Consider the following 13,580-nt stretch of genomic DNA (forward strand, 5'->3'; position numbering starts at 1 on the left):
TGTAAAGTTATACCCTGATATATCCATAAAAAAGTAAAACTTGTTAAAGCAGTCAATAACTTTGGTTCTCACAAAAAAACCCGATAAACAGTTAACAAAACTGCTATCGGGCCCTGATATTAAAGATGATGCTGAATTTTATGATTTACAGATTCCTTCACTACTTCAAGCAACTCACTACTATCTCTCCTGGAATTTGTCTTCACACCATAATAAAATTTAATTTTTGGCTCGGTGCCGGATGGACGAAGGCAGAACCAGCAGTCATTCTCGAGGTTAAATTTAAGAACATTTGCTTTTGGCAAGTGAATCGTCTCCACTTCTCCGTTTGCATTCGTTCTTTCAGATGATGTGTAATCTTCAACAGATTCCACTTTTAATCCGCCAGCTTCCTTTAGAGGATTTTCACGAAAGTCATCCATGATAGCTGTGATTTGCTGCGATCCTGATATTCCTTCCATTTTCAACGACTGAAGATCCTCTAGGAAATATCCATGCTTTTTGTAAAGGCCTTCTAACGCTTGCAGTAAAGTTTTTCCTTTAGACTTCCAATAAGCTGCAACCTCTGCTGAGAGCATAGCTGCTTGGACAGCATCCTTGTCTCGGGCAAAGTCTTTAACGAGATAACCATAGCTTTCTTCATAACCAAACAGGAATGTATGTTGGTCTGTTTCTTCATATTCCTTAATTTTCTCACCGATAAACTTAAAGCCAGTTAATGTATCTAATGAGGTCACTCCATAATGATTAGCAATGACTCGCCCAAATTCCGAGGTTACAATCGTCTTAATCATAATTCCATTACTCGGCAAGTCTTTATTCTGGGAAAGTAGGTAATCCAGCAGTAAAGCACCCGTTTGATTACCTGTTAACACTTGGTATTCTTCATTTTCATCCGGCACCGCTATCCCAAGTCTGTCAGCGTCTGGATCTGTTGCAATAAGAATATCAGCGTTTGTCTCTTTCCCTTTATTAATAGCCATTTCAAAAGCCTGATGTTCCTCTGGATTTGGCGAGGCAACAGTTGAAAATTCAGGGTCTGGCTTTGCTTGTTCAGCAACTGTATGAACATTAGTTAGTCCAATCTGACTTAGACCTTTTTCTACTAACATTTTTGCTGTTCCGTGAAGAGGAGTGAAAACGACACTAAAGTCTTCAACTGTTTTCGTTACTTCAGAATTTACATTTACCGTTTTTAATTCATCTAAATAAGCTTGATCAACATCTTCATCAATCCACTTCAATAAACCGGATTGTTCAAGTTCTGCTTGATCAGCTACCTCAACGGTTAATTCATTTTCTACTTGATCAACAAATTTGATGACCGTTCCTGCTTCTTCAGGAGGCATCTGCCCGCCATCACCGTTATAAACCTTGAAGCCATTATATTCTGGTGGATTGTGACTGGCTGTGATGACAACTCCTCCTGCAGCTCCTAGATATCTAACGGCAAACGAAAGTTCTGGAGTCGGTCTTAAGGAAGAAAACACATATGATTGAATGTCATGATTACCTAGTACCTTTGCTGTTTCAACAGCAAATTCCTTGGACATGTATCTGGAATCATAGGCAATAGCGACACCTTTCTCTTGTCCTTCTCTTTCCTCTATGTAGGCCGCCAACCCTTCCGCGGCACGACGAATCGTGTACACATTCATACGGTTCGTTCCTGCTCCTAGTTTGCCACGCATCCCTCCTGTACCAAACTCAAGGTTTTTGTAATAGGCATCCTCAAGGGATTGTTCATCACCTTGAATTTGATCCAATTGGGTACGTAGGTTTTTATCAAGAGATGCGAAAGAATGCCAACGCTCGTATTCCTGCCTCCAACTCATGTAATCATTCCTTTTTTTATATGTATTTAGAGTCAATTATATCATAATTCATTTGTAAAATTAGACATAAAAAGGGACAGGAATTTTACCTGTCCTATACTATTAACTTTGTAATTGTTGGATCAATCGGTTAATTACATCTTCAGAAGAAGCTAGTTCAGATTTTTCAGATTGACTGATAATCGACTGAAGGATTTCTTTCAAATCTTCTGCTTTCATAGTTCCCACCTTTTCCTAAATACTCGTTAATATCTCCTATTCCTCAAAAATTCGATAATAAACTATCTTTTTCGTCGGTTTTTAATAGGTCTTCCATAATTACAACTTCTAAGAAAATGCACGATGCTGATTAGTATAATAGCAATCAAGCCACCTGTACCGTCCAGAAACACATCACCGTAATATGGGGTACGATTTGGTGTAATACCCTGGTGCAGTTCATCACTAATTGCGTATACCAATGTTGCAATCCAAGCCGTGATGATGGAGGATTGGTACGTTTGTCGAGTGGTTTTGCGGATGGCATGGTAAATCAAAACGGTTAAGACTAGAAATACGGTTACATGAGCACCCTTCCTAATAAAAAACTCGATAAATCCAGCTATTCCAAGGGTTGCGATGCTAACCTCACTATAGTGATAAGTAAACGAGACTCCTTCAAACAATGGGATGAGTCCTGAGAGGTCAATCCAATTACCTAATAAGGGCTTCACATCCTGCTCCTCGTAAGGTGTCGATGATGAATAAAAAATTATTCCCATCCAGACGATGGCAGGGATCCAATATATAAACTTTTTCATAGATTTCCTCACAATTTGTAAAACTATTTCTTATTTTAGCATATCTTCTTTTAATTTGTGAATATCTTTATCAAGGAAACTATCTAATATAATCCTACCCATACAGGTAAGACCCCCCTAATAAATGTCGAAATATCGAATTCATTATTTGAGCCTGAGGTAATATCAATATGAATATTAGTTATCTAGATACTGTAAGCAATTAAATGTTATGGAACCAAGGAGGACTGAGTATGGGACAAGCAAAGGAGAGACTCATATCAATAGATTTATTAAGATTCTTGGCTATCTGTGCAGTAGTTGTATTACACTGTGCTGCGCCATTACTTTATGAATATAATGGTTCAGGACCAAAGGTATGGTGGCTCGGTAATATATTGGATTCAATTTCACGCTGGTGCGTACCAGTCTTTGTAATGATTAGTGGAGCATTTATTTTGAAGCCATATCAAAACCAACAATCTTTGACTAAGTTTTTAAAGAAACGATTAACTAAAATTTTGTTACCTTTTATCTTTTGGAGTATTCTCTTTTTAGTGTATAAGGAATTCCATACTAACTCGGAAATAAATTTAGCTATTGGAGTCAAGCAATTTTTGACTGGTGACGTTTATTACCATTTATGGTTCGTGTACATGATTGTGGGGCTATACCTCATCGCCCCCATCTTTCAAATATTCATTTCAAAAACAAGTGAGAAATATATAATATATTTATTAGTTCTCTGGTTTATTTCCTCAATTATTTATCCTTTTGTAATGGAAGCGTTTGAAATGAATATACGTTTTGATATACCCGCAACCGATGGATTTCTTGGTTATTTTTTGTTAGGTTATTATTTAATGAATTACCATATAAAAAATAAATATAGAGTTACATTATACTTTTTAGGCATAGGCTCAATTTTTGTTACTATATTTGGAACATGGTATTTAACAGTAGTAAGAAGTGAAGGCACTTTTCGAGGTTACTTTTTTGACAATCATTCTCCTAATGTATTTTTTGTTGCGGTGGCTTTATTTTTACTTTTCAAATATATGAATATGCCTTTTCTTGAGGAGTCTCCAAAAATTAGGAACCTGATATTAATAGCTAGTGGAGTTAGTTTTGGAATATATATGATACACCCTATTATACAGAATACAATAACCCGATATATACCTTTAACTGAACACTCGTTTGTTTCTGTCCCTCTAGTTGCTGTTATGGTAATCTCAATTAGTTTTGGGATAATTTATCTGATGCAACAAAATAAAATAACAAAAAAATTAGTGCTTTAAGTGGATCTTCAAATAGGGATCCACTTCCATTTTAGTAAAAATAAAATATTAGTAATTATTCCCATAAAGAAACAGGCTTCCGAGAAAAGCCTGTTTCTTTAATTGAATCCTATTCGATTCCATATAAACGATGATTCAGTATTCAAAGCGACAATTTTAGTATGCATTTTCAATAGATAACCTTCGAAATTAAATCGGTGAAGGTGCTTAAGAATGCTCTCTCCATCGGTATTTTGATACGTATAGAAAATGACAACAGGATGATGAAGTGAATCGTAAAAGAAAATCGGGTCTAAGCTTCGGGCCATTTTTCTAAAGGGCCACAAACCTAATCGAGTCACCCTATCAATGTAGGGGTCATCAAGAATCCTTTGCGAATCCCATTGCATATCTTTGTAATAACTGTACTGCTGTAATTCATGATAGCATACAGCTGCCTGAAGATAAGAGAGCGGAGATTCATCACCTCTAATAGCCGCCATCGGATTCTGCTGCGCTTTATCCTTTTGGCTAAATGAGTGCAAATGCCCTGCCCGGCTCCAAATGTGATTGCCCGAACTGACCATAAGTTGAGAAAATTGTTGTACGACTGGAGTTAAGTCACAAATTATGTTTTTCGCCTCCAGGTGCTGTGGAACAGCCATCCCCGATCTATTCGGTTGGGCTGCTAATCGAGTGAACCTAATCTTCCCCTTCATCCTTCCACCTCTTCCTACGGCCCATTCCTGCAGGCACTTTATTTAGAAAAAATGCAGTCAGGATCGAGCCGCAATCTAAGCTCGTTCTCCTGAAATGAATTGCTTAATCTCTTCAATGCTGAGTCCAAGGTGTTTGGCTTCTTCTATAAGCTCGATCCATTCCTGATCAAGTTGTGCTTGTACTTTCGATTCTGCCATGTGATTACCTTCTCTCATTTAATTTGCTTGATGATTGTTACGTAGCTGATTTAATAATAATAAATCCTCGAGCGGAACATTTAATGTATCGGCAAATTTTTTCATAACGATAAGGGAAGGATTTCTTTGAATTCCTCGCTCGATATTGCTGATATAAGATTTTGATACGCCTGACATTCTAGCAAATTGATTTACGGTATATCCTTGTCCAAGGCGTAAGTCTCGTATTCTCTCTCCAAAGGTTGTCACGTCTTTCTAGTCCCCCGCTTCCTCCCCGGATATATTCGGTTTTTTGTTAAAAAAAGCAGACACAAGCTGTTGTGCTTATGTCTGCTTTTGTATTGTTCAAAGTTATGGTCTAAGAGGGTTACCTTCTTCTGAATTTGCCTTTTCATTGGTTTCAATGAAACCATTCTCATCCACGTCACTTCCTTTGACGTCAAGGCCTCCCCATTGACGGGCTTCGAGAGTGAAAGTTACGTCGGCTGAATCACCCTGGAATTTGTTTTGAACATAGTATTCTTCATTCTCGTCCTTGGTCTTATCATCTACGAACTCAATTTTAATTTTTACGTTATCCGGATCTTTTGGAACAACTGGTATTCCAGTCCATTTGCTAGGGTTTACCGTTGCTATGTTGATTCGTCCGTCTTCGCTTACATATCCATCCGCGACTGCTGCTTCAATTTCCCCTATAGCACTAGAAACACCTTTAGAAACTTCATAGATATCCTTAAGAGTTATGTCGTCCTCACTAGATACGATATTTTTAGGAAATCCACCGCTGCCCCCTTCTGCTCCTACCGTTATTACACTAACCTCGAACTGGTCTAGGTATTCTAATTCGTCATGATTATCCTCCATATCACTATCCCCGGGAGCCTCGTCATGAAATTCAAATTTATCTATTGAAAGCAACACATCTTTAATGGCAAGGCTTCCCGTGTTAAACATTTTAAAAGACCTTGTAGCATGATCTCCCGGCTTTAAGTTCGAAATACTAAATTCCTTTTCACCATTTAGATCCTGTAAATCCAGTTCAAGTGTACCTGTAGCCATTGTGTTATCTATAGCTTCTACGTCATTAAAGGCAGCGAATGTGCCTCCTCCGACTAAAGCTAACCCCATAGTAGCGGCTAAAGCGCCGTTTGTTAGTTTCTTTTTAATACCCATGGCGTCCCCTCCTTTCATAATTTAAGTAATGTATTCTTCATATCTGTTAATTTGAATGAATTATTTTTCTTCGCCTGGCATTTGTGTAGCTTCGAAATCAATATGAATATTGGCACTTTCACCTTGATATTTATTTTGTTCAAATAGTTTAGAACCTTCGTGTAAAGTATCATCATTAACAAAAGTTACTTTAAAATCTATATTTGTCTTACCCTCAACTGGAAGACCTGGCTCCCCTTCCTCATTTTGGGTGACATCGACGTTACCAACTCCATTTAAAGCTCCCAAAGAACCGTTATATCTTTCTACTCCATCTTGTAAAATTTTAATATTAAATTGATTCAAGAAATCCTGCATATCATTATCAGGTAATTCAGGGTGAGATACATTCGAATGCCCATCAAAACTTACATTTGCCAAGATCTCATTAATATCTAATGTTCCCCCATTTCCCAGTACGAGGGTTTTTTCAAAAGAATCTCCTGGCTTTAAATTGTTTAGTTCAAACATTGCTTCTGCACCTTCACTTGTTGTCAAATTAAGCGTCCCAGCAGCAAACGTATTATCAATTGCTTCCACATCATTAAACGCCGCAAATGAACCTCCACCTACAAGTGCTAATCCTAGTGCTCCCGTTGCAATACCCATACCCATCTTCTTTTTAATGCTCATTTTACTTCCTCCCTAAAAATTTTTTTTATATTGAAGTCCCTACCCAAAGAGACGATCAATCATGAAGTAGTTGATTCTTCTTTGTTTTTCGGATCAATCTCTCGCAATGCCCCTAAGATCGTGAAGAAGGCATAGCCTATCAGGAGTAATCCTGGAATAATAAGCAGTATGGCCGTTCCCATTTGTGAGTTGGAAAAGTCTAAGAAGTAGCCTATATAAGGAACTGTCACACCTGTATATTTAGCAACGACGTTGTCAGCGAGTACTAACTGCTGATCTGGGGCATCGTTGTTATCCCCTTTTGTTTGAAACATTAATGAATCACCTTGTTGCACAACATCAACAATTCTGTGGGTGACGAGTTTGTCTTCCGATTCGGAAAAAGTGATAATGTCACCTTTTTCAAGGTTCGCTGTATCAATTGCGGAGTCTACGGCAATGACTGACCCTGTTTGAAAGGTTGGTTCCATCGAACCCGATAAGACTACCTTAAATTGATGGCCGAAGAGAGTCGGATCCCCGCCTGATGCCCTCGAAATGATGACCAGGAACACCATGGCAATCAGGAGGGTAAACAAGATAACATTGACAGTCATGCTTAAGATTTTTTTTACTTTCACTTGATTCTCTCCCTTCCTTATTACTCCTTAGGGGTTGGTTGTTCTGACTTTTTTTGTTGGTCCTGCTGATTTTCTTGGGTATTTTCTTTTTTCATCTTTTCTTTTGAATCAGCTGCCTGTGCAGCCTTTGGTTGAGGTTCAGATTTTTCTTTCTTCACCTCTGGATTTGGCTCAGGGGATTGTGGAGATTCTGCGTTCTGCTTCTGCTCTTTTTCTGGTAAATCTTTAGGTTCAGCTTCATTACCTTCAATTTCTTCTTCCTTCTTTTGTTGTTTAGCAGGCTCTGTATCAGTTTCTTGCTTTTTATTAGTTGGTTCTTTCTCCTCTAATGAAGATGGTTTCACTGCTTTCTCTTGGGCATGTTCTTTTCTAGCTTCCTTCTCTTTAGATTTTGGCAAGCTATACTCAATCTCTTCACTCCACAGCTCACCTTTACCTGGATGGCCTTTACTATGGTAAGCCTTAAACATGTACTTGCCAGGTGTATCAGCTTCCAAAATCATACGGAAAGTCTCACCAGGATCAAGCATTGGGATTACACCTTCAGCAACCTTCTCTCCCTTTTTTGGGTTTCCTTGTTCAGCAAAGTACACTTCATAAGTAGTTGTTCTTTGCATAACTTCCGAACCATCACCATTTTTTACAATGGCGAACAGTAGATTCTTTTCGGATCCTTGGTCTTTAAACTCCAAGGAGCTTTTATCCCAGTCTTGATCCTGTTCAACATCTGCTTGTATGGAAAAATTCACGGATTCGATATCGTTAAAAGCTGCGTTCGTTGGAACGGACAGAAGCGACTGACCTGATAACGGAGCACTAATAATAGTGACAGTTACTAATAGGAGACTACACTTGCGTTTAAAAGGCTGAAAATGATCCCTGGACCGTCTTTTTCGCATCTCCACACCCCTTTCGCGAAGAACTTTTTGTTCTTTATAACGAATTTATAATTTGAGTATAGGTTGTACGGGATAAAATAGAAAACCGTAAAATCGACGATATTTTCTTTAAAACGAACAAAAATATATAGTTTACTCACTTTAACTAGGAATATCTTAGTTTTACATTCTTTTTAGTGAACGTTTTACTTCTATAAAGAACACAAAGGAAAAACCTTCCACCTCAGGTCATCCATATTATGGATGACCGATGACCTGAGGTGGCAGGTTTTGGCATTAAAAAAAGCGCTACTTGTCGTAGCGCTTTTTCAGCGTATAGATTAGATCGATCAGCTGTAGTCGGAATGCAAGGTTTCCGTTAATGTTGTGAAGGCATCATGATCCCGGATATCCAGCGACTGATCAATTAAACGTTGCAGATTACTTTTTTCAAGTTCATCAATAATCGCTGCTATGTCTGTTTTTTCCTCAATAATGTTCTTAACATCTTCTTTATAATAAGGAGCCGTTATCGAATGTAAATGAGTTAAAAAGTCAGGAAGCGCAATCAAGTCTGCCACAGATACATAAACAATGCGTTTACCTCGTTGAAAAACAAAAATATCAAATACATTATGAACACGCTTACGTTTTCGATCGATAATAATTTCACGCGACTCTTTCGGAATAAATTGATACAGTTCGTCATCAATAAACAGGGAGAAATACTGGTAGGCTAAAACAACTCGTATAAACCGCTTATCTTCCTTAACATAGTATGGTTTTAACATCTTTACATTTAGCATATCACCCACCCCTTTGTATCAGAATATTCAGTATTTTATTCTATTATCTCTCATTTCTTAAAAAATTGAAAGGATTTTGTGTAAGCGGATTCATAAGTATTGTGGTGATTCTATAATTTGTTTATTCCTCATTACAAATAATGTGAAACAACTTTCGTTAAGAATTTTAATATTAGAGGGGTTAATCGTGTATGACTACAAGCGAACGCAAATGATTACGGACGGCTACGCCGATGAGGTATGGTGTACATTGGTGTTCATCAGGATGACTTACCTTAAAGTTATGTATGGCCAGTAGTCCTTCCTTCATAAAATCATCCTTTTTACCTAGCAATCCCATTTCTGAAATAACCTGTAGAACAGCTGATTCAAGCGTACTTTTACTTGTCATTTTATTTATTCTCCTTTAAGTAAAATAAAATCCAGTTATTTATGAATAGGTATTTATATTCATATGTTTCATTATAATAATAAGTTAATTTTTAACAACTATTATCGTTCGTCTTTTTTCTACAAATTCCGCAACAATTAAACTATTCAACAAATTTTTAAAAAATACTGTGTTCTTCCTTGTTTAGATTCATACTTTCCGTTACAATGTCCATTATACAAAAATATATGTTTACTTCAGGTGGACAGGAGTGTGAACAATGAAGAATACCATTACAGTAGGATTATTAGGTTTAGGTACTGTTGGAAGTGGAGTCATTGAGATTCTTAACGACCATAAAGAAAGTATTCAGCATAAAACAGGGTGTGATGTCACCATTACAAAGGTTCTGGTCAATGACTTATCAAAGCCGCGTCATTTACCTAATGAAACGACTCAATTGACGGATCGCTATCAAGATATTACAGAAGACCCTGAAATTGATGTCGTTGTTGAAGTGATGGGGGGAATTGATCACACTTTATCAATCGTGCTTGAAGCAATGGAACAAGGAAAACATATTGTGACAGCCAATAAAGATTTGATTGCTCAGCATGGGGCACAACTTTTTGAAACGAGTCAGCGAAACAGCTGTGATTTATATTATGAAGCAAGTGTTGCCGGAGGGACGCCGATTATTCGGCCGATTCTGGATGGTTTATCTTCAGATCGCATTAGTAAAATGATGGGGATTGTTAATGGAACCACGAATTTCATTTTAGATAAGATGACAAGGGAAGGAGCAGACTTTGAATCAGTATTAAAAGAGGCTCAGGATTTAGGTTTCGCTGAAGCTGATCCAACAGCCGATGTGGATGGACTGGACGCTGCCCGAAAAATGGCGATTCTATCAATCTTAGGTTTTTCCATGCCTTTTAATTTAGAAGACGTTTCTGTAAAGGGAATCCGCGGAACATCCTTATCTGATATAAAATATGCCAAGCAGTTGGGTTATTCTATTAAACTAATAGGAATTGCCGACCATAACGAGAACGGTGCTTCTGTTAGTGTTGAGCCGACGCTGCTTCCTGTTGAACACCCGCTTTCCTCTGTCCATGATGAGTACAATGCAGTCTATGTATATGGGGATGCAGTCGGGGAAACGATGTTTTACGGACCCGGAGCAGGCAAACTCCCCACTGCGACCGCTGTCGTGTCAGATCTAATTGCCGTCATTAAAAATTTACGCCTCGGTGTGTCTGGTACAGCTTATGTACAGCCACAGTTTACAAAACAATTGAAATCCCGGAAAGATCAGCTCACTAAGAAATACATCCGCCTTCATGTCATGGATCAGCCAGGCATGTTAATGGAACTCACAAAGATTTTTGCGCAATACGGAATTTCATTTGACCAAATCATTCAGCGTCAGGCGGATCAGAACGACGAACGTGAACTAATGATGATTACACACCAAGTAAGTGAAGAAGATTTTGATAAAGCTTACCATGAACTGGAAGCTCTGGACACCATTCGATCAATTGATAGCGTGTTTCGAGTAGATGGAGGGAAATGACATGTGGAAAGGATTATTACATCACTACAACGAACTTTTGCCTATTAATGAAAAAACACCGAGCTTGACGTTGCATGAGGGAAACACTCCACTTCTCCCAGTTCCGACGATTTCAGAAAAACTGGGGATCGAAGCCTATGTAAAAATAGAAGGAGCTAACCCGACTGGATCGTTTAAAGACCGAGGGATGGTGCTAGCCATGGCTAAAGCGATTGAAGAAGGGTCGAAAGCCGTTATCTGTGCCTCGACAGGCAATACTTCTGCATCTGCAGCTGCCTTCGCAGCCCGGGCTGGACTGCGGTGCATTGTCGTCATTCCCGACGGTAAAATCGCTGAAGGAAAACTTGCGCAGGCCGTTATGTACGGAGCTGAGATTTTTGCAATAAAAGGAAACTTTGACCAGGCTTTGAAAATAGTCCGAGAGATTGCGGAAAAGGAACCTGTTACGCTTGTCAATTCAGTAAATCCATACAGAATTGAAGGGCAAAAGACAGCTGCTTTTGAAGTTTGTGACACTCTTGGAAAAGCTCCGGATTTTCTCTCTATCCCAGTAGGCAATGCAGGAAATATTACCGCATACTGGCGTGGATTTAAGGAATACCATGAACAACACAGCTATCAGCTTCCGCAAATGATCGGATTTGAAGCAAGTGGATCAGCTGCCATTGTCCGGGACCAAGTGGTTGAGAATCCTGAAACAGTGGCTACAGCAATCAGAATAGGGAATCCGGCAAGCTGGCAGCCGGCTGTTGCAGCAGCGACTGAATCCAATGGAAGTATCAATGAGGTGAGTGATGATGAGATCATCGAGGCCTATCAATGGCTTGCCCAAACTGAGGGGGTCTTCGCAGAGCCTGCCTCCTGTGCTTCGTTGGCTGGCACGATTAAAAAAGTAAACGATGGCACAATCCCTAAAGGGGCAAGCGTCGTTCACGTCCTGACAGGCAATGGATTAAAGGACCCTGTAACAGCGATTGATACAAGCCTGGTGAAACCTACCGTCATCGAAAACGACATCAAACAGTTTTCTGATGCTATCACAGGTGTACACTCATGAACAGCCTTACAATCCGTGTCCCAGCTACTTCCGCCAATCTTGGGCCTGGATTCGATTCGATAGGAATAGCCCTTTCCAAATACGTCACGCTGGAATGTCAGCCAGCTGAACAATGGTCTTTTTCTGTAGCAGAAAAGGATCAGCCTTATATCCCAAGCGACGAAACAAACCTTATTTATAAGTCCGCACTTTTTACAGCTTATCACTACGGGCTCGATGAATTGCCTCCGTGTCACGTATCGATGGTAAATGATGTCCCTGTTGCAAGAGGCCTTGGCAGCTCTTCGACGGCGGTTGTGGCAGGGATTGAACTTGCCAATGCTCTTCTTAATTTGGGACTGGATAAGGATGAGAAGCTGAAAATTGCCTGCAAGATTGAAGGGCACCCTGATAACGTAGCACCGGCTATTTTAGGCGGTGTAGTCATTTCAAGCTACACGGGTGAGGATCTAAATTACGTTCGCTTTACGGAGGGACTGGAGGGACTCTCTTTTGCTACAATTATTCCAAGTTACCACGTGGAAACGGAAAAAGCCCGCTTGGTCCTGCCTGATGCGATGAGTTATAAGTCAGCCGTGCTAGCCAGTGGAACAGCAAACGTGTTAGTGGCCGCTTTAGCTAAACGAGATTGGAATTTAGTTGGTAAAATGATGAATCGTGACCAGTGGCATCAGCCTTATCGCCGTAAACTAATCCCGGATTTCCCTTCCGTTTCAAAAACGCTTGAAGCGAATGGATCCTACGGCAGCTACATTAGCGGGGCTGGCCCGACGATGGTAGGGTTATTTCAAAAATTGACCCCAGCGCTGTGCAAATCATTGGTCCATCAATTCCCCGAACATCATGTAGAGATGTTAACAATAGATACAACAGGATTAGAAACAGCCATACATGTCGATCAGTGATTATTCACTGATCTTATTTTTTAAAAAAATAATTACTTTTTGCAATAATGATAACTAGTTGAATTATATTTCATACCAATGAGAGTGTTTTTTTGAAAAATAATTGCTCATACGAAAAAATTCGAGAAATTCTACTATAAAAATGGTGAATAATTGGATATAATAGAATAACAGAATTCAAAAAGGGGTTAGACGATGATGGCAAAAAAAAGTAAGCAATACGACTATGACTTAAAAGAAGTAAAACGACTAATTGAGGAAACCGGTAAAAACTATAGGGAAATTTCTCAGGAGACCGGGTGTCCCTATGCAAGTGTTGTTTATCATGGCCGAAAAATTCGCGGCCGAGTCAATCGAAGCAAACATGACATCATAACTGAATTACCGCAATCTACTCTTCTCCCATCAGAAGATAAGATTCAGGAGCCAATGCCGTTATTCGATGGTACCACTTTAAACATCTCGAGAAACAATATCCCTATTCATGATGCTGAGCAAGAAGCAGCTAGGATGATTAAAGCGGCCAGAGCTCTCGGGCTGAGCAAAATCAACATCACGATCGAGAAATAAACTAAAAACACCCCTAATCTATACTGAGCATCCCCATTTTGAAATGGAGGATGCTTTTCTGTTACGTCTCTTATTAGTAATTGTAGAAAAATAATGATCTTCTATGTTATTTTAAAATAATGAAAAGAAAGGAAGATCGCAT

At 39.1% G+C, this 13,580-nt stretch carries 16 protein-coding genes; 5 read left to right on the forward strand and 11 right to left on the reverse strand.

Translation table 11 applies throughout. From position 1 onward, the window contains the following. Window positions 1-119: 119 nt before the first annotated feature. On the reverse strand, window positions 120-1,835 hold the full coding sequence (locus P9989_RS15815; protein ID WP_283075830.1) for a phospho-sugar mutase: 1,716 nt from the start codon (window positions 1,833-1,835) through the stop codon (window positions 120-122). 281 nt (window positions 1,836-2,116) lie between these two features. Next, the gene (locus P9989_RS15820) at window positions 2,117-2,635 is read right to left on the reverse strand and encodes a VanZ family protein (protein ID WP_283075831.1); all 519 of its coding nucleotides are present in this window, start codon (window positions 2,633-2,635) and stop codon (window positions 2,117-2,119) included. 233 nt (window positions 2,636-2,868) lie between these two features. On the opposite strand from P9989_RS15820, the gene P9989_RS15825 reads away from it, so the two are divergent. Further along, complete coding sequence (locus tag P9989_RS15825; protein ID WP_283075832.1) at window positions 2,869-3,915, forward strand: acyltransferase; 1,047 nt, start codon at window positions 2,869-2,871, stop codon at window positions 3,913-3,915. A 98-nt stretch (window positions 3,916-4,013) separates the two neighbouring features. On the opposite strand, the gene P9989_RS15830 is transcribed toward P9989_RS15825, so the two are convergent. The 9 genes from P9989_RS15830 to P9989_RS15870 form a co-directional block, all read right to left on the reverse strand. Next, complete coding sequence (locus P9989_RS15830) at window positions 4,014-4,613, reverse strand: hypothetical protein (RefSeq protein WP_283075833.1); 600 nt, start codon at window positions 4,611-4,613, stop codon at window positions 4,014-4,016. A gap of 75 nt (window positions 4,614-4,688) precedes the next feature. Next, a complete protein-coding gene (locus P9989_RS15835; protein WP_283075834.1) occupies window positions 4,689-4,811 on the reverse strand; it encodes an anti-repressor SinI family protein in 123 nt (40 codons plus the stop codon). Window positions 4,812-4,829: 18 nt separating this feature from the next. After that, a complete protein-coding gene (locus P9989_RS15840) occupies window positions 4,830-5,060 on the reverse strand; it encodes a helix-turn-helix domain-containing protein (RefSeq protein ID WP_283075835.1) in 231 nt (76 codons plus the stop codon). Between the two features lie 102 nt (window positions 5,061-5,162). Then, window positions 5,163-5,984 carry a TasA family protein gene (locus P9989_RS15845; RefSeq protein ID WP_283075836.1) on the reverse strand — a complete coding sequence of 274 codons (822 nt, stop codon included), beginning with the start codon at window positions 5,982-5,984 and terminating at the stop codon, window positions 5,163-5,165. A gap of 60 nt (window positions 5,985-6,044) precedes the next feature. Beyond that, entirely contained in the window at window positions 6,045-6,656 is a 612-nt protein-coding gene (locus P9989_RS15850) for a TasA family protein (protein ID WP_283075837.1), read from the reverse strand. A 59-nt stretch (window positions 6,657-6,715) separates the two neighbouring features. Then, entirely contained in the window at window positions 6,716-7,252 is a 537-nt protein-coding gene (sipW, locus tag P9989_RS15855) for a signal peptidase I SipW (protein ID WP_283078950.1), read from the reverse strand. A gap of 44 nt (window positions 7,253-7,296) precedes the next feature. Beyond that, complete coding sequence (tapA, locus tag P9989_RS15860; RefSeq protein WP_283075838.1) at window positions 7,297-8,175, reverse strand: amyloid fiber anchoring/assembly protein TapA; 879 nt, start codon at window positions 8,173-8,175, stop codon at window positions 7,297-7,299. A 329-nt stretch (window positions 8,176-8,504) separates the two neighbouring features. Next, the gene (locus P9989_RS15865; protein WP_283075839.1) at window positions 8,505-8,960 is read right to left on the reverse strand and encodes an IDEAL domain-containing protein; all 456 of its coding nucleotides are present in this window, start codon (window positions 8,958-8,960) and stop codon (window positions 8,505-8,507) included. A gap of 181 nt (window positions 8,961-9,141) precedes the next feature. Then, complete coding sequence (locus tag P9989_RS15870) at window positions 9,142-9,351, reverse strand: hypothetical protein (RefSeq protein ID WP_283075840.1); 210 nt, start codon at window positions 9,349-9,351, stop codon at window positions 9,142-9,144. A gap of 259 nt (window positions 9,352-9,610) precedes the next feature. On the opposite strand from P9989_RS15870, the gene P9989_RS15875 reads away from it, so the two are divergent. The 4 genes from P9989_RS15875 (at window position 9,611) to P9989_RS15890 (ending at window position 13,438) form a co-directional block, all read left to right on the forward strand. After that, on the forward strand, window positions 9,611-10,906 hold the full coding sequence (locus P9989_RS15875; RefSeq protein ID WP_283075841.1) for a homoserine dehydrogenase: 1,296 nt from the start codon (window positions 9,611-9,613) through the stop codon (window positions 10,904-10,906). Window position 10,907: 1 nt separating this feature from the next. Beyond that, window positions 10,908-11,963, forward strand: coding sequence for a threonine synthase (thrC, locus tag P9989_RS15880; RefSeq protein ID WP_283075842.1), 1,056 nt, complete (start codon window positions 10,908-10,910; stop codon window positions 11,961-11,963). After that, window positions 11,960-12,868, forward strand: coding sequence for a homoserine kinase (thrB, locus tag P9989_RS15885; protein ID WP_283075843.1), 909 nt, complete (start codon window positions 11,960-11,962; stop codon window positions 12,866-12,868). Before thrC ends, thrB begins: the two co-directional genes overlap by 4 nt. 195 nt (window positions 12,869-13,063) lie before the next feature. Further along, a complete protein-coding gene (locus tag P9989_RS15890) occupies window positions 13,064-13,438 on the forward strand; it encodes a hypothetical protein (protein ID WP_283075844.1) in 375 nt (124 codons plus the stop codon). Window positions 13,439-13,580: the final 142 nt, after the last annotated feature.

The sequence above is a fragment of the Halobacillus naozhouensis genome, assembly GCF_029714185.1.
GTDB classification, from domain to species: domain Bacteria; phylum Bacillota; class Bacilli; order Bacillales; family Halobacillaceae; genus Halobacillus_A; species Halobacillus_A naozhouensis.

Bases quoted from the DNA above. Each gene is read 5' to 3' on its own strand.
- P9989_RS15815 (WP_283075830.1), bottom strand. From the start codon at position 1,835: ATGAGTTGGAGGCAGGAATACGAGCGTTGGCATTCTTTCGCATCTCTT.
- P9989_RS15820 (WP_283075831.1), bottom strand. From the start codon at position 2,635: ATGAAAAAGTTTATATATTGGATCCCTGCCATCGTCTGGATGGGAATA.
- P9989_RS15825 (WP_283075832.1), top strand. From the start codon at position 2,869: ATGGGACAAGCAAAGGAGAGACTCATATCAATAGATTTATTAAGATTC.
- P9989_RS15830 (WP_283075833.1), bottom strand. From the start codon at position 4,613: ATGAAGGGGAAGATTAGGTTCACTCGATTAGCAGCCCAACCGAATAGA.
- P9989_RS15835 (WP_283075834.1), bottom strand. From the start codon at position 4,811: ATGGCAGAATCGAAAGTACAAGCACAACTTGATCAGGAATGGATCGAG.
- P9989_RS15845 (WP_283075836.1), bottom strand. From the start codon at position 5,984: ATGGGTATTAAAAAGAAACTAACAAACGGCGCTTTAGCCGCTACTATG.
- P9989_RS15850 (WP_283075837.1), bottom strand. From the start codon at position 6,656: ATGAGCATTAAAAAGAAGATGGGTATGGGTATTGCAACGGGAGCACTA.
- sipW (WP_283078950.1), bottom strand. From the start codon at position 7,252: ATGACTGTCAATGTTATCTTGTTTACCCTCCTGATTGCCATGGTGTTC.
- tapA (WP_283075838.1), bottom strand. From the start codon at position 8,175: ATGCGAAAAAGACGGTCCAGGGATCATTTTCAGCCTTTTAAACGCAAG.
- P9989_RS15865 (WP_283075839.1), bottom strand. From the start codon at position 8,960: ATGCTAAATGTAAAGATGTTAAAACCATACTATGTTAAGGAAGATAAG.
- P9989_RS15870 (WP_283075840.1), bottom strand. From the start codon at position 9,351: ATGACAAGTAAAAGTACGCTTGAATCAGCTGTTCTACAGGTTATTTCA.
- P9989_RS15875 (WP_283075841.1), top strand. From the start codon at position 9,611: ATGAAGAATACCATTACAGTAGGATTATTAGGTTTAGGTACTGTTGGA.
- thrC (WP_283075842.1), top strand. From the start codon at position 10,908: ATGTGGAAAGGATTATTACATCACTACAACGAACTTTTGCCTATTAAT.
- thrB (WP_283075843.1), top strand. From the start codon at position 11,960: ATGAACAGCCTTACAATCCGTGTCCCAGCTACTTCCGCCAATCTTGGG.
- P9989_RS15890 (WP_283075844.1), top strand. From the start codon at position 13,064: ATGATGGCAAAAAAAAGTAAGCAATACGACTATGACTTAAAAGAAGTA.